This is a genomic window from Empedobacter sp. R132-2, assembly GCF_030324375.1.
GTDB classification, from domain to species: Bacteria; Bacteroidota; Bacteroidia; order Flavobacteriales; family Weeksellaceae; genus Empedobacter; species Empedobacter falsenii_B.
In genome coordinates, this window is sequence record NZ_JACAGG010000030.1 from 16,962 (window position 1) to 37,826 (window position 20,865).

Below are 20,865 nucleotides of genomic sequence, written 5' to 3' on the forward strand. Positions count from 1 at the left end.
TTTTTGTGCTATATATAAACCATTTGAAAATTTTTTAACTTCCTCAACCAACCATTTTTCCGTAACTTGCATCTACTGATAAAAGAAAGAATCTATGAAACAGCTACTGTTTTTATTATTAATTTTAACCAATTCGATGCTTATGGCTCAATCCCCAACGATTGATCAAAAGTGGAAGGAAATTGACCAACAAATGCAAAATGGTCAATTCAAATCTATCCAACCAAAAATTGATGAACTTAAAACGTTATCAAAAAAGCAAAATAATCAACAAAGTTATCTGAAAGCTTTGTTTTATGAAGCAAAAATAAAAGTCGCAACTTCTGATGAAACAGATGATGTAAACTTCGTTTTTGATTTGTTTAAAAAGGATTTAGATGAAAAATCAATTGTAAATAATGCGATTGTTTATTCATATTTAGCTGAGTTATATCAATTGTATTACAACGAAAATCGTTGGAAAATCAATAGTCGTACAAATGTCGAAAATCAAGCTACAAATGATGTGAGATTTTGGACAGAAGATACTTTTAAGAAAACAATTAATGATTATTTTTCGAAATCAATTCAACCAAAAAATGAATTAATAAATGCAAAATCTCAAGATTATAAAATGATTTTGAATATTGCAAATGATAAGAAAAATGCGCAACAACAATTTGATTTAACGCCAACATTGTATGATGTTTTAGCAAGAAATTATATCAATTATCTGAATGAGAATGATGAAAAAGATAAAGCAAATCAATTGCTTTCTGATTTAGTTGAGATTAATAAACAAAAAAATAACGAAAATGCTGTTTTGTACAATGAATTGATTTTAATTGATTCAAACCGAGGTTCGACTTCGGTTCAAGAAATTATTAAACAAAAAGAATTTTTAGCAACAAAATATCCAAAAGCATGGTATTCGTCTTATGTGTATGCAACTTTAGCGACAGATTATTATGGTTTGCAAGAAGATAAATTGGCGAACGTAAATAAGATTTTTGAACTACAACAAAAAGTTGCGAAGCTTTATCCAAATTCGGAGGAATTAGAGAATATAAATAATTTAGTTTCGAAGATAAAATCGCAAGAATTAAGTGTACAAGCAGAGCGATATATTAACGAAAATCAGAATACACCAATTCAATTAACGCATAAAAATTTGTCGCAAGTTTTTGTGAGAATTTTCGCTTATAATGAAGGTTTTGATGGAAAAGATAAAATACAAGCGTTAAATGTTTACAACGAAAATAGAATTGCAGAAGCGCAAAAATTTCTGAATAGTTTAAAGGTTGTTGATCAATATGCAATTGATGTTAAATCGTTTGAAGATTATCAAAATCATTCGACAATTGTTAAATTAAATCCACTAAAATCTGGTCGTTATATTGTCCTTTTTTCGAATAATTCTGAATTCAGAATCAACACAAAAGACGATATTGATTATTTAGATGTAATGGTTTCGAAATATGCGATAAATTCTTTAAATGATAAATTGTCGGTTGTGAATCGTGAAACTGGAAAACCAGAAAGTAATGTTGCGGTTGAGTTTTCTAATTTGACAAATTATAATAAAAAGGAAACAAAAACTTTAACATCGGATAAAGATGGAATAATAACAATTCCTTCGGGCTGGAGAAATCTTCAATATCGTGTGAAAGACGAACATACTATTTATTCAACGTATTACTACGATTATGATCGTGATGATGAAGATGATGATTCTTCTGTCAAGATTTTCACAGATCGTGCGATTTATCGTCCTGGACAAACGGTTTATTTCAAAGGAATTTATTATTTATCGAAAGATAAAACTCGAAATATCATTCCAAATTCTAAATTGACGATTGCTTTATATGATGTTAACAATAAAGAGCTTTCTAAAATAGATTTAACAACTAATGAATTTGGATCTGTAAATGGAAGTTTTATTTTGCCAAGTTCTGCTTTAACAGGTAACTTTTCGATCAGAGCTATTAATGAAGACGGTTATTATTCATTCAAAGTGGAAGAATATAAACGTCCAAAATTCAAAGTAGAAATAGAGAAAAATAAAGGTGTTTATAGTTTAAACGACAAGGTAAAAGTAGAAGGAAAGGCGATTGCTTTTTCTGGTGCTAATATCGATAATGCTAAAGTTTCGTATCGTGTTTATCGTCAAGAAATTTTTACATTTTGGCCTTGGTATCGCTCAATTCCAGCAGGTCGTGGAGAACGAGAAGAAATTACGTTTGGAGATACAACAACAGATGCGGAAGGAAAATTTAACTTTGAATTTGTAGCAAAACCAGCTTCGGAGAAAAAGAAAGATGAGGTAAGAACCTACAATTATTTTATTGAAGTAAATGCAACGGATATCAATGGAGAAACGCAATCAGAATCTTCTTCCGTAAAAGTTGGAGACACAAGAATATCGTTAAATATTGCTATTTCTGAGAAAGCTAAAGTAGATGATTTGAAAGCTTTCAAAATTGAAGTGAAAAACTTGAATGATGAAAAATTAGATGGAAAAGGACACGTCGAAATTTATTCGTTAAATGCACCAAAAGAAATAGTTCGTCGTCAAAAATTTACAACAGATTATAATATTTATTCGAAAGAAGAATTCAAAAAAATATTTCCGAATGAACCTTATGGTGACGAAATGAATCCAAAAACGTGGACAACAAATCAAAAGGTTTTTGAAAGTGATTTTGATACAAAAATTTCTGATGAAATTAAATTTAATCAAGCTTCAAATTTAGAAGAAGGTTATTATGTTGTAAAAGGTTTTGTGATGGACGGAACACAAAAAGTGGAAGTGGATAAATTGATTTATGTTTCGAATGAAAAGAAAGCAAATGCAATTAAAACACTTTTAGCAGTTTCGCCTAATAAATTGACTTTCGAACCAAAAGATGTTGCAAAAATTGAGTTCAAATCGGGTTCTAAAAATACATTTGTGTATTATGAAGTAGAGGCGAATCAAACAATTATTGAGAAAGGTTTTTTGGATTTGAGTAAAAAATCTGTAGTCGAAATTCCAATTAAAGAAGAATATCGCGGTGGAATTTATGTGAATTATGCCATGACGAAATTCAATGATGTGCAAACAGGAAGTCTTAATTTGGCAGTTCCGTTTACCAATAAACAACTGAAAGTTACGGCTGAAGTTTTACGTGATAAATTGACGCCAGGTGCAAAAGAAAAATGGCAACTAAAAATTGAAGGACCAAATAAAGATAAAGTTTCAGCTGAGGTTTTAACAAGTATGTACGACGCTTCGTTGGATCAATTTGCGTCAAATTCATTAGATTTTAATGTGTATGATTTTACAAATTCAAGAAGAAATAACCCTTTTAATCTATATCAATTTTATATAACAAATCAATCTCGAGCAATTTATTATCGTACAAATTATGATTTTTATGCAAGAGGATATGCAGGATTAGACCTTAATTTATTTGATTTTGGTTTCAATCAATATCGCATGAATCGTATGATGATGAAGTCTGTTGCGCCAGGTGTAAAAATAAAAGAAGTATCAGAAAATGAAATTCATGTTGAGGTACAAATGGGGGCTGCTGCTGATGTAAGTTTAGAAGGTTCTGTTGTAACAGCTTTAGGAATTACAAGAGATAAGAAATCGTTAGGTTATTCAACTCAAGCAGGAGAACCTGGAGCTTCTGCAAATGTAACAGTTCGTGGAGTTTCTTCTGCCGAAATTTCAAATGCACTTTATGTTGTAGATGGAGTTGTGTATGATATAATGCCAGAACTTAATTCAGATGATATTCAGTCTATGAATGTATTGAAAGAAGGAGAAGCGACTGCTTTATATGGAGCAAGAGGAGTAAATGGAGTAGTGGTAATTATAACTAAAAAAGGAACAAATACAGCATTGGATAACGTAAAAGCGCGCACAAATCTAAATGAAACAGCCTTCTTTTATCCAAATTTAAAAACAGATGCAAAAGGAAATGTAATTATAGAATTTACAACACCAGAAAGTTTAACGGAATGGAAATTTATGGCGATTGCGCATACGCCAGATCTTAAAACAGGTTATTTAGAGCAGAATGTTCGCACGCAAAAAGATTTGATGGTTGTGCCAAATATGCCACGTTTCTTACGTGAAGGCGATCAAATTTCGGTTTCATCTAAGATTAATAATTTATCAGATAAAGTATTAAATGGTTCTGCAAAGTTGATGTTGTTTGATGCGTTTACCAATCAATCAATTGATGCGCAATTCAAGTTGACAAATGCAGTTCAGAATTTCTCTGTTGTAAAAGGAAGTTCGGATCAAGTGACGTGGACAATTAATGTTCCGAAAAATGTACAAGCGGTTGTTTATCGCGTGGTGGCTTCGGCTGGAGATTTTTCTGATGGAGAAGAATCAGCTTTACCAATTTTGACAAATCGCATGATGGTAACAGAAACGTTGCCGATTTATGTGAAAGAAGGTCAAAAGAAATCGTTCCAATTTGAGAATATGATCAACAATAAATCGACTTCTTTGGATAATTTCAAATTAACGTTTGAGATGACAACGAATCCAATTTGGTACGCGATTTTCTCGTTGCCTTATTTGCGCGAATATCCTTATGAATGTGCTGAGCAAGTGTTCTCGCGTTTATATGGAAATATGATTTCGGAGAAAGTGATTAATTCGAATCCAAAAATTAAAGCTGTTTTTGATGATTGGAACAAAAAAGGTGAATTGAAATCGAAATTACAATTGAACCAAGAATTAAAAAATATCATTTTAGAAGAAACGCCTTGGGTGAAAAATGCAGAAAGTGAAGAAGAGCAAATGAAACAAATTGCGGTTTTATTCCAATTGAATCAAATGCAAACGGAAATGAAATCGGCTTTCCAAAAATTGTCTGATAAGCAACAATCAAATGGCGGTTTTGCTTGGTTTGATGGCGGTCGTCCAAACGAATATATCACAACGCATATTGTTTCTGGTTTCGGAAATATGAAAAAAATGGATGTGAATTTCAAAGCATTTGAAATTGATGTAAATCCATTAATCAAAAAAGCGATTCAGTTTATTGATGATGAGAATTTAAAACGTTTTAAAGAGTTCAAAAAAGATCAGAAATCATTCAAGGATGTTACGTATTCAGACGGTTTACATTATTTATATGCGCGTTCTTTCTTCTTAGAAGATTATCCGATGTCGAAAGAGTTGGAAGAAATGAAAACGGCGATGTTAAAGAATCTAAATGATACAAAATTGGATTTATCATTGCAACAAAAAGCGATGGCTGCAATTGTGATGAATCGTTTCCAAATGCAATCTGCTGCTAAAATCGTTGTGAATTCGATCAAAGAAAAAGCTGTAGAATCGGATGAAATGGGTATGTATTGGAAAGAAAATCAACCGGGTTGGTTTTGGTATCAAGCGCCTGTTGAAACACAATCGTTGTTAATCGAAGCATTTGACGAGGTAACAAAAGATGAAAAATCTGTCGAAGAAATGAAAGTTTGGTTATTGAAAAATCGTCAAACAAATCAGTGGAATTCTACAAAAGCAACAACAAAAGCGGTTTATGCTTTAATGAATTTCGGTAAATCTTGGATAGATGCAGACAAAGGAATTGATGTGAAGATTGGAAATCAAAAGTTTGATTTAGATAAAAATACTCAAGCTGGTTCAGGTTATGTGAAAACTTCTTGGAACAAAGAAGAAATAAAACCTGAAATGGGTAAAGTTGAGGTTGGAAAAACTTCTCCAGGTGTTGCTTGGGGCTCAATGTATTGGCAATATTTTGAAGATTTGGATAAAATAAAATCTGCTGAAACAGGAATCAAGTTCAACAAGAAATTATTTGTTAAATCGAATTCAGCAAATGGTCCAATTCTGAAAGAAATTACAACGTCAACGCCAATAAAAGTTGGAGATATTGTAACGGTTCGTTTAGAGATTTCGGTTGATCGTAACATGCAGTTTGTACACATCAAAGATATGCGTGCAAGTGGTTTCGAGCCTGTGAATGTGCTTTCTGGCTACAAATGGAAAGGAGAATTTGGGTATTACGAAAGTACGCGTGATGCAGCTACGAATTTCTTTGCAGATTATATGAGAAAAGGAACGTACGTTTTCGAATATGATTTGAAAGCGAATAATGCAGGTAATTTCTCGAACGGAATTACATCGATGCAGAATATGTATGCACCAGAATTGAGTGCGCAAAGCGAAGGAATTCGTGTTGAGATTAAATAGATTTTAACTTGTAAGTTTAATAATAAAGGCAAGATTTTTAATCTTGCCTTTATTTTGGTTAAAAGATACCTAAGAGTTGGTGAACTCTTAAGCAAGAGTTTAGTAATTCCTGCTTAGCTTTCTTTTGATTTATGAGTTGCGTGAGTTACGAGATTAGTGTTTCGAATTTTACACTTTGTAAAACATATTACGTACAACTTAAAACGTTAAGCGTATCACATACAATTCAAGATTTTATTTATCTTTAAAATCAAATAACACTAAATGAAGAAAAGACTTCTACTCAATATTGTACTCATTCCTTTTATCGGATTTGCGCAGCTGCAAACCATTTTTCAATCTAAAATAGATTCGATTTACGAAAAAAATAAAAACGCTGTCGGAATTATTGTTCACGTTGAAGCACCAGAACAAAACATTTCGTGGAGTTATGCAAAAGGAGTTTTGGATATTAAAACCAACGAAATTTTAAACAGCCAACAACCGGTTTTAATCGCAAGTAATACCAAACCTTATGTAGCTGCTGCAATTTTGCGTTTGGTAGAAAAAGGTCAAGTTAGAATTAACCAATCGATCAAGAATTTATTGTCTAAGAAGACTCGTCAATTGCTCGAAAAAGATGGTTATGATTTGAATACGATAACAGTCAAACATTTGTTGTCGCACACTTCTGGAATACAAGATTATGTCGATGATGCGTATTTTGAATTAGTTAATCAGCGACCGCAATATAAATGGACGAAGGAGGAACAAATAAAACGAGCAATGGAAATCGGAAGTCCACAAAAAGTAGGAGAAAAGTTTAGTTACGGTGATATCAATTATTTGCTTTTAGCAGAAATTATTGAACAAAAAACGCGTCAACCATTTTACAAAGTAATTCGAGATTTGTTAAAGTATAAAGAATTAGGTTTGACACAAACGTGGTTTATCGATTTGGAGAAATATCCTTCGAAAACACTTCCGCTTGCGCATCAATATGCAGATAAATACAAGTGGGATTCGTATGATTTAGATCCTTCGTGGGATTTGTATGGTGGTGGTGGAATAGCTTCGACAGCGAAAGAATCGGCTCTGTTTTTTCAGTATTTGTTTGAAGGGAAAATTATTCAGAATAAACAAATTTTGGATTCGATGTCAACATATGTTTTACCTTCGGATCAATCGAAATATTGTTTGGGAATTTATCATTTTGATATGGGATTCAATGCCTATTATCATGGTGGTTGGTGGGGAACAGATGTGATTTATTCGCCAGAAACTAATGCGACAATTACAGTTTTTATCTTGCAAAAAGGGTTTCAACATATCATTAATCCTTTTATTGGAAAAGAATTTCTGAAGTTGTTGATGAAGAAGAGTTAGAATTTTGAATAATTTTCTCATAAGATTTGACATTTTTTTAATTCATTCTAAGTATAAAACTTTCTAAATTTGAGGCATGAAAAAATCAATACTTAGTATATTTTCTGCAATTGTTTTAACGTTCTCAGTTACAGCAAATGCACAAGAAATCGAAGAACAAATCGTAATCGAAAATCGTGTAAATGATGCCAAACAACAAGATAAACCTTATGTTATCTTGATTTCGGCAGATGGTTTTCGTTATGATTATGCTCAAAAACATGAAGCTAAAAATCTATTAGCTTTGGCTAAAAATGGAGTGAAAGCAGATGCCATGTATCCGTCTTTTCCTTCTGTTACATTTCCAAATCATTATACAATTGTAACTGGTTTAACACCTATTCATCATGGTTTGGTAGGAAATAATATGTTAGACAGAGAAGTTGGTGATCGTTATTTATTGGGAAATAGAAATGCAGTTATCAATCCGAAATGGTACGGAGGAACGCCAATCTGGAACCTTGCAGAACAGAACAAAATGTTAGCTGCTTGTTACTATTGGCCAGGTTCGGAAGCGCCTATTAATGGTATGTTCCCAACGTATTCGTACAAGTATTCGGAAAAATCACCAATTGATTACCGTATTCAGCAAGTTGTAAATTGGTTGGAGTTACCAGCTGAAAAACGTCCACATTTAATTACGTTTTATTTTCCGGAAGTAGATCACGCAGGGCATTCTTTTGGTCCTGATGCACCTGAAACAAAGGAAGCTGTACAATTTGTAGATCAATCAATCAAGAAATTGAATGATGAGGTTGCAAAAACAGGTTTGAAAGTGAATTTTGTTTTTGTTTCTGATCATGGAATGACAAGAATTGATGATGAAAATCCATTGAAATTGCCAATTAAAATTGATGAATCAAAAGTACAAGTTGCTTCAAATGGTTCTTATGTAAGTCTTTTTGTAAAAGATAAAAATGATATCGAATCAATTTACAAAGAAATAAAAGCAGTTCAGAATAATACGTTCGAAGTGTATAAAACAACAAATGTCCCATCTAAATATCATTTTGATAAAAAGAATGATCGATACAATCGTATTGGAGATATTATTTTGATTGCACATGCTCCAAACTATTTCTCAAACAAAAATGCACCGAAAGGTTCGCATGGTTTTTATGTAAAAGAAACGCCAGAAATGAAAGCGACTTTTATGGCTTGGGGACCAAATATTAAGTCTGGTAAAGAGATTAAAGTTTTTCCAAATACAGAAATCTATCCAATGCTTGCGAAGATATTAGGTTTACCAATTCAAGAAAAAATTGATGGAACAAATCAATTAGCCAATAAAATTTTGGTGAAATAATTTAGATTTTACTCAAAATACAAAGCCAACTTATTAAGAGTTGGCTTTTTTTGTTATTGAATTTTCATTGACTTATAAGAATTCGTCATTTTGAATTTATTTTTTCTTAAAATTCAGATTTGATATAATAATAGCAAAAATAATAACGGCGATTCCTGTCCATTGTATTGCGAGTACTTGTTCATGTAAAAGCACAAAAGCCATGGTTACTGAAACGGGTAATTCTAACGAAGAAACAATACTTCCCAAACCTAATCCTGTGTGCGGAAAACCTTTGTTTAAAAGAATAGGAGGTAAGACAGTTCCGAAAATTGCCAACGGTAATCCCCAAGTATAAAAAATGCTAAAATTGAATGCATGAATTCCATTTACATCATTTGAAAAGTTGTTGTAAAAGCTCATTAAACCATCAAAGTAATAAGGTCCGATTTGGCTAAAAAACAAAAATAGAGACACAATAATAGAACCTCCAAAAAGCATCCACAAACTTTTTTTATAAGCTGGTAAATAATTGGCTAAACTATTCGATGTAAACATGGTAGTCGTAAAAGAACAAGCTGCTAAAAATCCCCAAAACAATCCTTTAGGATTTAACTCGACTTCTTGGTTGATTAAATTTGTTGCCAAAACAGTTCCAAATAATACCAAAACCATTGCAATTAATTTTTTGGCAGAAGGAAATTGTTTTCCCAAAATACTCTCAACCAAAATACTAATCCAAACCGTTTGCATCAACAATACAATTGCGATTGACACATTGATATATTGTACCGCTAGATAGTAAAATAAACTTGTGAAACCTAACGAAGTTCCAGCAAGAATCAACCTTTTTTTATCTTTTTGTTCAATCTTTGGTAAATCTTTTTTACTCATCATAAATAAGTTGATGATTCCCAAAATCAAAATTCCTAATACAAACTGAGAAGTTGTTACCTCGGCAGTCGTATAGCCTTGATCGTATGCAATTTTTACAAATGTTGCTAACATTCCGTAGAAGCTAGCGCCCATTGCAACGAACAAAACTCCCTTCAAAATACTTTTATTTTCCATAATTTTTTACGCAAAAAAACGGCCTGATTAAATTTAAAATCAAGCCGTGCAAGTTACTTTATTTTTTCTGACTAAAAAAGTCCGTTAATTTCTCCTTCTATTTTATTGAAAATGAATCCTAAATCTTCTTTATTTTCAACAAAATCTAAATTATCCACGTCGATTACCAACACTTTTCCTTCTTTATAATTCGAAATCCACTTGTCGTATTTCTCGTTTAGACGATTCAAATAATCAATACTAATCGAATTTTCGTAATCGCGACCACGTTTCTGAATTTGCGAAACCAATGTAGGAATTGAAGCTTTAAGATAAATCAATAAATCTGGTGCTTCTACAAAACTTGTCATCAAATTAAAAACACGTAAATAGTTGTTATAATCTCTTGTAGACAATAATCCCATATCGTTCAAGTTACTCGCAAAAATATGCGCATCTTCGTAAATTGTACGATCCTGAATAATGTCTTTTCCGCTTTCTCTAATCTCTTTTACTTGATTAAAACGGCTTCCTAAGAAATAAATCTGAAGATTGAACGCCCATTTTTCCATGTCGTTGTAAAAATCATCCAAATACGGATTCATTTCTACATCTTCAAACTGAGCTGTCCAGTTGTATTGTTTTGCTAAAAGGTTTGTTAGAGTAGTTTTACCTGCTCCAATATTTCCGGCTATGGCGATATGCATTTTCCAATTATTTTAACGTTTGCAAATATACTAAAGCTTAATTTTCAAAACAAAATCTAAGCTAGCGACTCATAGAAAAATCTTTTTTTAGAAAAAAATTATTCCGATTGATTTATGAATTTTTATTCAATTATAAATTAAAAATAAATAAGGATTAGTAATTAGTTTTAATTGATTAAATAGTTTATTATTAATTATTTGTATTTAAAATAGTATAAGTGTAAATTTTATTTTCGACCAAAGTATAAAGATTTTTTTCGCTAAACGCAAAACTTTTTACATTTTCTAAATCGATAAAAGTCGTCAAATTTTGATTAACAATATTTTTTGATATTAGTTTATTGTCATTTATATAGAAAATAACATCTTTATAAAAATAAAAAGGTTGCTGATTGGTGTCAAATTCAAAATTAGATTTGAAATTTCCATAATCATCGTAAACATAAATTGTTTTCTGACCTTTTAAATACACCAAATTTTTGTACACATGTATTTTATCGATTGATTGATCATTATACTTCAAATAAATTTGTTTTGATGTCAGAATTGGTTTTTGTAACTGATAATTATAGTAAACAATTTTATTCCCGATTAAATCATAAAACCAACAAAATTGCGTGTCAACAACTTTTAATGCTGCAGGCATAAAATCGTTAGATTTAATCTTTACAATATCCTGAATAGGATTCAAATCTTCGTCTAAAATAGTGAGTTGATTAAAATTTGAATACACATAAGCTCGAAGTGGATTATTGACATCAACTGAAGTAATAATATTTTTGAGATCAATACTTTTGTTCTTTTTCGACTGAAATATTTTTTCAATTCTAGTATCTGAAATCAAATAAATCGAATTATTTAGATCAGTATCAATTGATTTGATTGTTTTATTTTCAATCAAAACTGAATCTTTTAACTCAAACTTTTGAGAAAAAACAGTGATAAATGCAGAAACAAAAATAATTGAAAAAATGGTTTTCATTTACTTGAAAATTACTTCATAACCAAATCTACAAATTGAGAGTAGGATTACCAAAATAAATATGTATCGAATAAATTTATTCCCTTTGTTGATGGCTAATTTTGCTCCAATAAAACCTCCTAAAGCGTTGCAAATAGCCATTGGTAAAGCTATTTTCCAGATAATTTGCCCTTTGATTAAAAACAAACAAATCGAACCAAAATTAGTTGCTAAATTGATCAGTTTTGCATTAGTATTAGCTTTCAAAAAATCCATACCAAGAAGTGTTACGAATCCCAAAATAAAGAAAGTTCCAGTTGCAGGACCAATAAAACCATCGTAAAAACCAACTGCAATACTCACAATACAACCATTGATAATCGCAATGTGGTAAGGAATTTTACGCTCGGTTGCTTGTCCAAAATCTTTCTTGAAAATAGTGTAAATGGCTAAAACAATCAAAATGATTAACAAAACAGGCTTCATAAAATCATTATTGATAACCGTTAACAATTGTGATCCTAAAAAAGCAGAAACAAAAGCGCATATCGCCATAATCGCGAAAAGTTTCCAATCTATTTTTACTTTTTTAAGGTATTGTGAAGTTGCTAAAGCTGTTCCACTAAATGCTGGAATTTTTAGCGTTCCAATAACAGTTGAAACAGGTAAATCGGGTAAAAAAGCAAGTGATAATGGCGTTTGTATTAATCCACCACCACCAACAATAGAGTCGATGAAGCCAGCGCAAAAAGCTGCCATGCATAAATAGAATAAAATCTCGATTTCCAAAACTGAAAAATTTTGGCAAATGTATAAGAGAAATAATAAATAATGAAGGAATTATTAAAAATTGTAGCCACGATGAGACTCGAACTCATACTGTCAGAACCGGAATCTGATATTCTATCCATTAAATTACGCAGCCAAAAGTTTTGCAAATATAGATAAATAGACTATTTGAGTTGAATATTTTGTCTAAAATTTCGGTGTTGGGTTGCGGTAAAATAATCTCTGAAAATTTGATTGATTTCTTCATTTATTTTTGAAGCTTTAATTCCAAGTTGTGGATAAATTTCAATGATAAATTGAGTGATTTTCTCAACAGTTTCTATTCCAAATGAATGAATTTCAGTTTCGATTTCTTCTGAAATAGGAGAATTATTTGTCAATAAATTTTCTATTGTTTTAGCAAATTCAATAGTTTTCGAAGTTGATTTAATAACGAAATTATCAAAATTAGTTTGTTTTTGGTATTGAATAATCTCTAAACTTTTTTCGATAAAATGTTCTGCCATTCCAAGATAATTTACCAATAAAGTTAAATCATCAAAAATTCGGAAAGGTATTTTTTCGACCAAATCATCACTATAAAATTCATTATAAATAAAACTATAATCTTGATGAACGATTTCATTTTCTACTTCAAAACTATGAGAAGATGTAGCAACCATTCCCATTGATTTCCAAGTTGAAATTAATTTAACTTGAGATTTATTTAAAATAAATGACAAAAACTTTGGTTCACCATTTTTATCCAATTTCTCTTTTCCATCTTCGATTATTTTCGCATTTAATGTAAAATGAGTGAGGTAAGGAGCGCCAGTTGCATAATGCCACAAACCGTTTATGATATATTTATCTCCAACTTTTTCAGCAGTTCCACCAAGCATTCCGCTTCCACCAAAACACGTTTTTTGTGATGAAAATAAATTATAAGCAATATCGGGTTTTAGATTTCGAGAAAAATAATTTGCTCCACTACAAAGAGTTATAAACCAACCTAAACTTCCGTCAATTTTAGCAACTGATTGAAGAATTTTTAATCCTTCAGAAAAATGTAAGCCAAGTCCATTGTATTGTTTCGGAACCCAAATATTCAACCAATTTTGAGTATAAATATGATCGAGAACTACTTGATTAAAGGATTCTTTATTCAATAATTCTTTTTGAATTTTGGGAATATCAAGCATTATTTTCATTCAAAATTTTTCTCCAATTAAAATATCCAGAAATCGCCACACAGAATAAAATCAACGATAAAATAGCATATAAATACAAATCTTTGTGAATCATTAATGGAATTGAAATAATGTTACTAATATTCAACAAAATCCAATTTTCGAGTTTACGTTTTGCCATTAACCACATACCAGCCCATGCAAATGCGCTTACGATTGAATCCCAAATTGGAACGTCAGAATCGGTGATATGTGTAAGTGTTAAATAAAAAATGGTAAAACTACTTAAAACAATTCCTGAGACAACTCCCCATTCTTTTTTGTTGGTTATCGTAATTTCAATTTCGTGTTTTTGTTGTCCAAATTGCCAATATAACCAACCATAAATGCTCATCACTAAATAATAAATATTAAGAGTGAACTCGGCATATAGCTTAGAATTGAACATAACGAAAAGCGATAATGTAATTCCTGCAATTCCAAATAAATAATTTTTTGGATTATTGAATCTCGCCAATACGACTTGAAAAATAGAAAATGTGACACCTAGCCATTCAAGCCAAGTTGTGTGTAAAATAATTTCCTTCATCATAATTTGTTTTGATGAGGAGATAGAAGTTATTGCTAACATCAATTCCTCCGCCAGCATTATCTGGATCAGGTATAGAACAAAATTGTTCTTGGGTATATTCTCAGCTTTTTAGCACCCCATTGAAAGGCAAAGATGAAAAGTTTTGATGAGTTTTCCTAATTAATAATCAAAAAAGCTTTCTCAGTTCTGAGAAAGCTTTTTTGATTATTGTATTTTTTATATCAAACCAAATTGCTTGAAATGATGTGTAAAATGTTTTTTATGAAATGTTTTCCAATCTTCGTATCCAATATCATTTAAAACAGGATTGACAATTTTAGCATCAGGATTTTCTGTGAAATATGAATTGAATTTATCAATTTCTTGTTCTAATTTTTCTATTGCAGCTTCTAAAGAATGGTAACGTAAATCTAGTAAACCTTCCATTCCATTTGCTTTTATCCCCTTTTGCATTTCATGATCAGATTCTAATAAAAAGGATTTGTATTGGGGTATTTGCTCTGCAGGAATTCGACAAGGTACTGTTAAACCTCCATTTGAAATTTTAGTGGTTACAATCAAATGTTCAACCATGTGTTGAGGTGTCATAATTCCCCATTCTGGCTGTTGATCTACTTTTAAACTTTTTAGTTTAGAAATAAGACTGGCTTTATCTTCAAAATTTAAAAACATATTTTTTCTGTGAAGTTAGTTAGTCGTATAATAATAATCAATAAAATTCAAGATTTATTTTGTTAATTGTTCAAGCCTTTTTATATAAGCGTCTACAAAATTCTGAATGAAACTTGTTGTGGTTATAGAGTTCTAATTGTCCAATCTTAATAACTTTAAGGGTATATCCTTCGGTTGTCATTTTAATTAAGTTCTTTGAAATCTTTCTAGAATTTGCTTCTTTTCATAGACTTCCCATAAAAGTCCAATTGTTTTTTGAGTTTAGTTATCTGATTTCATTTTAAGAAAGTTTATGTAAAAATTTTCAATGAATTAATTATCATTTTTAATGAATATCGTATAAGAAAAATGTAAATTAGTATTGTATTAAATGAAACAAATGATAAATATTCAGCCCAATTTAGAAAATGATTTAGTAGAACTTCAACCGCTCAACGATAATGATTTTGAAGCGCTTTATTTAGCTGCTTCAGACCCGAAAGTTTGGGAACAGCACCCAAATAAAAATCGTTGGAAAAGAGATGTTTTTATGAATTTTTTCGAAGGTGCAATTCAAAGTAAAGGTGCTTTCAAGATTATTGATAAACAGACAAATCAAGTTGTTGGTAGCTCTCGTTTTTACGATTATGATGAGCAAGATTCATCTATTTTGGTTGGTTATACGTTTTATTCGACGAATTGTTGGGGAAAAGGTTTTAATCCGTCTGTTAAGAAATTAATGTTTGATTATATTTTTCAGTTTGTTGACAAAATTTATTTACATGTTGGCGCTGATAATGTACGTTCGCAAATTGCAGTAGAGCGTTTGGGTTGTAAAAAAGTGAAAGAAGAACAAATTGAATATTTTGGAGAAGAGCCAAAGTTAAATTTTATTTATCAGTTGAATAAAGTTGACTGGTTTAAGTAATTGATAATTAAAACTATTTTTTGAGGACAGATTTTTTATGTCCTTTTTTTGAAAAAAAACTTAAAAATATGATTATGTTTTTCGTAATAAAATATACTTTTACTGAAGTTTTCATAATAATGAATGAGTAATATTACATTAAACCCAATTTATGAAAAGATTATTGATGACTTATCAAATCAAAAATACTCTATTTCAGACTTTTTTTTCTCAACAGAGGAAACAAAGCAACTTCGCGAAGCTATAATTCGAAAAGAAAATAAAAAAGATTTTCATCAAGCTGCTGTCGGAAGTTCGGTTAACGAACAAATTATAAAATCAATCAGAGGCGATAAAATCAGATGGATTGATGAAGAAAATAAAACAGAAACGGAAGAAATTTTTTTCTCAAAAATCAATGATTTTATTGACTATCTCAATTTAACATGCTACATGGGCATTGAGGAAAGTGAATTTCATTACGCTATTTATCCCGAAGGGACATTTTACCAAAAACATGTTGATGCTTTTAAGAATGATGATAGACGCACACTTTCTATTGTATTGTATTTGAATGATGAAGAGTGGAAAGATGAATTTGGCGGACAATTGACCTTGTATTTGGCAGATGAAAATAAGGCTGAAAAAGAATTAGATATTTTACCTCTTGCTGGTCGTTTGGCTGTTTTTGATAGTAAAACTATTCCGCACGAAGTAAAAACTGTTAATCGACCAAGATATAGTATCACAGGTTGGTTGAAAACCAGAGGAAATATTTTGACATATTTGTAATAAAATCTGTAGTTGCTTCGAGATTTCAATTTCTATTTACATTAGATAAATATTGGCATCAATTTGAACGATTTAGACAATAAGAATCAAAAAAACTCAACCAATTGGTTGAGTTTTTTTGATATGTTATTAAAAATATAATTAAGCTTCAAAGAATTCTGCTACATAACGTTCTGCGTCTAATGCAGCAGCACAACCAGATCCAGCAGCAGTAATTGCTTGTCTGTAAACAGAATCTTGCACATCACCAGCAGCAAAAACACCTGCTACATTTGTTTTGTACGAACGATCTTGCGTGATTAAATATCCCGTTTCGTCCATATCCAATTTCCCTTGGAATAATTCTGTATTTGGTTTATGTCCAATCGCGATAAAAACTCCATCAACGATTAATTCTTTTTCTTCGTTTGTAACATTGTTGATGATTTTCGCTTTTTCAACAACATTGTTTCCTTCCAAACCAATTAATTCGTGGTTATATAAAACCTCTAAATTATGTGTATTTGCAACACGATCTTGCATCGCTTTAGACGCGCGCATTTCCTCTTTACGAACCAATAAATAAACCTTGTTACAAAGTTTTGATAAGTAAGTTGCTTCTTCAGCAGCGGTATCACCACCACCAACTACCGCAACATCTTTACCGCGGTAAAAGAAACCATCGCAAGTTGCACAAGCTGAAACTCCGCTACCAGCGTATTTAGTTTCATCATCTAAACCTAAATATTTCGCAGTTGCACCTGTCGAAATAATAATAGAACGAGCTTGGTAAGTTCCATTGTTCGATTTTACAGTATGTACATCACCTTCTTTTTCTCCAAAAGTTACTTCCGTTACATATTCGTATTTTATTTCAGTTCCAAAACGCTCTGCTTGTTTTTGTAAATCAGCCATCAATTCTGGTCCTGTAACTGCTTCTGGATAACCTGGGAAATTCTCAACATCCGTTGTTGTTGTTAATTGTCCACCTGGCTCCATACCAGTTAAAATCAAAGGATTCATGTTCGCGCGTGCAGCATAAATTCCCGCTGTATAACCCGCAGGTCCAGATCCTATTATGATAACATCTCTTACGTTATTTTCCATTGTGTTGTTTTATTTTTTTACAAATTTAGTATTTCTTATTTATTTTTCTCGATTCTATAAATAGATGAAAATTATAGATTCATAATTTTATACACTAATTCAATTAATAATTGGCTTGGCGTCACATTTCCAGTAGTTCCAACACCTTTTCCTTTCAAATCATATTCACGTATAAATGAGATAATTCTCGTAGCTTTTTTTAGCGGATAATTACTTGCAGCTGTCATCATTCCTTGTACAAAATACGGATTAATTCCTAATACTTTCGCCAAATTTTGCTTCGATTTATCTGGCGTAACATGTATTTGAATGATGTTTGTAAACAGATTAAAAATTGTTGTGATTGAAACGACGTACGGATTATCCTTCGGATTTTTCTCGAAATATTTAATGATTTTGAATGCTTTTTCGATGTTCTTCGTTTCGATTGCATTGCGAAGTTCAAAAACATTATAATCTTTACTAATCCCAATATGTTCCTCAATATGATTTGGTGTGATAGTTTTATCCGCGCCAACAATTGTAAAGAGTTTTTCTAATTCATTGTTCAAACGAGATAAATCTGCTCCGACATACTCCGTCAACAAAAACTTTGCTTTTGGTTCAATCTTAAATTGATTAGCTGCAACTTTTTGTTCTATCCAAGAAGGTAACTCGCTTTCATAAATCTTTTTGAATTCGTGGTAATACCCTTTTTCATTCAGAACTTTATAGATTTTCTTGCGTTTATCAAGTGAATTTCCTTTGTAATTGATGATTAAAACCGTCGAATCTTGTACTTGATTTGCATACATTTCCAACTGATCTATCGAACGGCTAAGATGTTGCGCTTCTTTTACAATCACTACAGATTTTTCTGCACCCATCGGGTATTGACGCGCCATTCCAATCAATTGTCCAACTTCTACATCTTGTCCATAAACTATTGTTTGGTTAAAACCTTTTTCTTCTTCTGTTAAAATATTTGCTTCCAACAAATCAGTTACCTGATCGATGAAAAACGGCTCGTCGCCCGCCAAGAAGTAAATCGGTTTATAGTTTTTGTTTTTTATATCTTTGATCAAAGATTCTACAGGACTCATACAATGACTGAATTAGTACAATTAAATTTTTCCGAAAAATACCAAATAAGATTGAAACAAGCCCAAGATAAATTGTATATCTTTTGTTTGATTCGAAAAAAATGGTTGGTCTATACGCCCGAAGAATGGGTTAGGCAACACGTTCTGAATTATTTAATCAACGATTTGGGTTATTCAACTTCGGCGATTGCGTTGGAAGTTGCAATTGATATTACAGGAATGCGAAAACGTGCAGATATTGTCGTTTATCAGCAAGAAAAACCATTTATTATGGTGGAATGTAAAGCGCCGAATATTGCAATTTCGCAAGCAACTTTTGATCAAATAGCGCGTTACAACATTGTGTTAGGTTCTCAATTGTTGATGGTAACAAATGGTTTGAATCATTTTTATTGTATGATGGATTTTGTTCAAAAAAGATATAATTTCTTGAAAGAGTTGCCGAAGAAAGGATAATTTGAAAATGAGCTAATGTGTTGATGTGAAAATTTGTCAATTCGAGCGATTTTAATGGATCTTGACTACGTTTCAAACGTAGCTGACCACGTCCCGAACGTAGTCGACGTGGTTCTGAAGCAAGCTGATTACGTTCCGAAGTAAGCTAGCTTTGTATTTTAGTAAGCTGATGAGGTTTTATACCTAGTTGATTACGTCCAGAACTTAGCTGACAATGTCAGGAACGTCAAATTTGGGGTTAGGTTACCTCGTTTTCTTGGTTCGTAACCAAGCCAGCTTGGTAAAAGAGACCGTCAACTTAGTAAATTTGGAAGCTGACTAGGTTCAGAACGTCGTCAGCTAAGTGTTTAAGTAAGTTTGCTGAGTAAATTAGGTAGTTAGCTTAGTGTATTACATGGAAAATGTAGTTTATTTTGTGAAATGGTTTAACTTTATTAACAAAGAAGTAATTTGTTTAATCCTTCAAGAAGAAATAGAAATATAGGTACTGCCAAACAGGGTTTTAGTAAGAATAATAAGTTGACGATTTCTACTCCATATGGTAGTTACCAATCTTTTTATGAAAAACTAACAACTTATAAAAAAGAGAGTAGAATTATTAATAATCATGAATTTGTGTTTGTAGTGGAAGATACAAGACTAAATTCTGTTCACGCATGTTCAATAAATGATATTGTAAAAATTATTTCAAATATACCTGTTGAGGATTATGGAGAATTAAAATTTATAGTTTTGAGACAACCAAAGCGAAAGGAGCAAATTATTTCGAGTGTTTGGGGAAGATTAGTTTATTTATACGAATTCGAGAAAGAAGATTTTCCTGCTATTATTTTAGAATCTATAGATAAAGATTCACAATTAATTTGGAGTAAAAAGCTATCAGTTGATGAACGAAAAGAATTCGAAATACTTAAAAATGATGGACATATATTTGAAGAAAGTAATAAATATTTTACATCTAAAATAGAACCTGAATTTGCAAGAAATACACAGTTATATAGAACATTACTACACGAATTTGGTCATTATGTGCATTATTTAGAACAAGTAGAAAAACCAGGTCATGAGGATGAAGAATTTGATGAATGGGAGAGACGAAATGATATTCATGTAAATCTTCCGAAAAAGGAAAAGGAAAAGTTTGCGAATAATTACGCAGATAAAATAAAATCCGAACTGATTAAAAAAGGAGTGATACCATTTCATTTAAACCATTATAAAAACGAAAACTAATTTAATAATGAATGAAGAAATAGAATATACACTAAATAAATTATTATTGAATGCAAGTTTGTATTCAATTGAATATTCGGGTATTTTATCGTTTAAGTTTTCAATTAGTAATAAATCAATTTATTATGATAAAATTGTTGAAGTAATAATAGAATTTGTATCTGGATGTAAAATATTTAATAAGATTACAAATTTTAATATTGATAATAATGAATTATTTGAGTTAGTGTCATTGGATATTTCGAATGTTAAACTATTTGATGATAAATTTTTAGAAATTTATATTGATGATAGATATATTATTAGAGCTTTAGAAGATAATTTTGTTTTGAATGATGTTAAATGGATTATTAAAAACAAATTAAATAATTATAGAATATTTTATGATGGTTATAAAATAGAAACTATAGATTTAATTAAATGACACTGTCCAAAATTTTGTGTAAATATATTTCAGGTGGGTTTGACTTTTTTATAGTTGAACCCTTTTTTCAAATAT

The 20,865-nt window shown here is 31.0% G+C and carries 17 protein-coding genes and 1 tRNA gene; 8 read left to right on the top strand and 10 right to left on the bottom strand.

Translation table 11 applies throughout. The features are described 5' to 3' along the window. Positions 1–94 precede the first annotated feature (94 nt). The 3 genes from HXZ69_RS12150 (at position 95) to HXZ69_RS12160 (ending at position 8,912) form a co-directional block, all read left to right on the top strand. On the top strand, positions 95–6,202 hold the full coding sequence (locus HXZ69_RS12150; RefSeq protein WP_286496137.1) for an alpha-2-macroglobulin family protein: 6,108 nt from the start codon (positions 95–97) through the stop codon (positions 6,200–6,202). Positions 6,203–6,466: 264 nt separating this feature from the next. Then, complete coding sequence (locus tag HXZ69_RS12155) at positions 6,467–7,567, top strand: serine hydrolase domain-containing protein (RefSeq protein WP_286496138.1); 1,101 nt, start codon at positions 6,467–6,469, stop codon at positions 7,565–7,567. Positions 7,568–7,643: 76 nt separating this feature from the next. Then, the gene (locus tag HXZ69_RS12160; RefSeq protein WP_219034738.1) at positions 7,644–8,912 is read left to right on the top strand and encodes an alkaline phosphatase family protein; all 1,269 of its coding nucleotides are present in this window, start codon (positions 7,644–7,646) and stop codon (positions 8,910–8,912) included. A 96-nt stretch (positions 8,913–9,008) separates the two neighbouring features. Here the strand turns inward: HXZ69_RS12160 and HXZ69_RS12165 are convergent, their stop codons facing one another. The 8 genes from HXZ69_RS12165 to HXZ69_RS12200 all read right to left on the bottom strand — a co-directional run bounded on the left by HXZ69_RS12165 (position 9,009) and on the right by HXZ69_RS12200 (position 14,831). Next, positions 9,009–9,962 (bottom strand): EamA family transporter, encoded by a 954-nt coding sequence (locus HXZ69_RS12165; protein ID WP_219034739.1) that lies wholly within the window; start codon positions 9,960–9,962, stop codon positions 9,009–9,011. A gap of 71 nt (positions 9,963–10,033) precedes the next feature. Continuing rightward, a complete protein-coding gene (locus HXZ69_RS12170; RefSeq protein WP_038333632.1) occupies positions 10,034–10,648 on the bottom strand; it encodes a deoxynucleoside kinase in 615 nt (204 codons plus the stop codon). A 190-nt stretch (positions 10,649–10,838) separates the two neighbouring features. Then, a complete protein-coding gene (locus tag HXZ69_RS12175; RefSeq protein WP_221854784.1) occupies positions 10,839–11,630 on the bottom strand; it encodes a hypothetical protein in 792 nt (263 codons plus the stop codon). Continuing rightward, positions 11,631–12,398, bottom strand: coding sequence for a sulfite exporter TauE/SafE family protein (locus HXZ69_RS12180; RefSeq protein ID WP_286496139.1), 768 nt, complete (start codon positions 12,396–12,398; stop codon positions 11,631–11,633). Between the two features lie 64 nt (positions 12,399–12,462). Further along, positions 12,463–12,534: transfer RNA gene (locus HXZ69_RS12185), tRNA-Arg, on the bottom strand. A gap of 28 nt (positions 12,535–12,562) precedes the next feature. Further along, positions 12,563–13,588, bottom strand: a complete 1,026-nt coding sequence (locus tag HXZ69_RS12190; RefSeq protein ID WP_286496140.1) for an acyl-CoA dehydrogenase family protein — start codon at positions 13,586–13,588, stop codon at positions 12,563–12,565. Continuing rightward, positions 13,572–14,159, bottom strand: coding sequence for a nicotinamide riboside transporter PnuC (gene pnuC / locus HXZ69_RS12195; protein ID WP_219034749.1), 588 nt, complete (start codon positions 14,157–14,159; stop codon positions 13,572–13,574). Before pnuC ends, HXZ69_RS12190 begins: the two co-directional genes overlap by 17 nt. Before the next feature lie 216 nt (positions 14,160–14,375). Further along, complete coding sequence (locus HXZ69_RS12200) at positions 14,376–14,831, bottom strand: hypothetical protein (RefSeq protein ID WP_219034742.1); 456 nt, start codon at positions 14,829–14,831, stop codon at positions 14,376–14,378. 370 nt (positions 14,832–15,201) lie between these two features. Between HXZ69_RS12200 and HXZ69_RS12205 the strand changes: the two genes are divergently transcribed. Next, positions 15,202–15,738 (top strand): GNAT family N-acetyltransferase, encoded by a 537-nt coding sequence (locus HXZ69_RS12205; protein WP_306822322.1) that lies wholly within the window; start codon positions 15,202–15,204, stop codon positions 15,736–15,738. A 123-nt stretch (positions 15,739–15,861) separates the two neighbouring features. Beyond that, a complete protein-coding gene (locus HXZ69_RS12210; protein WP_219034743.1) occupies positions 15,862–16,509 on the top strand; it encodes a 2OG-Fe(II) oxygenase in 648 nt (215 codons plus the stop codon). Between the two features lie 141 nt (positions 16,510–16,650). On the opposite strand, the gene trxB is transcribed toward HXZ69_RS12210, so the two are convergent. Beyond that, positions 16,651–17,595, bottom strand: coding sequence for a thioredoxin-disulfide reductase (gene trxB / locus HXZ69_RS12215; RefSeq protein WP_221854545.1), 945 nt, complete (start codon positions 17,593–17,595; stop codon positions 16,651–16,653). Between the two features lie 71 nt (positions 17,596–17,666). Beyond that, positions 17,667–18,677: a DNA polymerase III subunit delta gene (gene holA, locus HXZ69_RS12220; RefSeq protein ID WP_219034745.1), complete on the bottom strand. Its 1,011-nt coding sequence runs from the start codon at positions 18,675–18,677 to the stop codon at positions 17,667–17,669. 3 nt (positions 18,678–18,680) lie between these two features. Between holA and HXZ69_RS12225 the strand changes: the two genes are divergently transcribed. The 3 genes from HXZ69_RS12225 to HXZ69_RS12235 all read left to right on the top strand — a co-directional run bounded on the left by HXZ69_RS12225 (position 18,681) and on the right by HXZ69_RS12235 (position 20,790). Beyond that, positions 18,681–19,133 carry a type I restriction enzyme HsdR N-terminal domain-containing protein gene (locus HXZ69_RS12225; RefSeq protein WP_221854544.1) on the top strand — a complete coding sequence of 151 codons (453 nt, stop codon included), beginning with the start codon at positions 18,681–18,683 and terminating at the stop codon, positions 19,131–19,133. A 519-nt stretch (positions 19,134–19,652) separates the two neighbouring features. Then, positions 19,653–20,366 (top strand): hypothetical protein, encoded by a 714-nt coding sequence (locus tag HXZ69_RS12230; protein WP_286496142.1) that lies wholly within the window; start codon positions 19,653–19,655, stop codon positions 20,364–20,366. Positions 20,367–20,373: 7 nt separating this feature from the next. Then, positions 20,374–20,790, top strand: coding sequence for a hypothetical protein (locus HXZ69_RS12235; protein WP_286496144.1), 417 nt, complete (start codon positions 20,374–20,376; stop codon positions 20,788–20,790). The last annotated feature ends 75 nt before the right edge of the window (positions 20,791–20,865 follow it).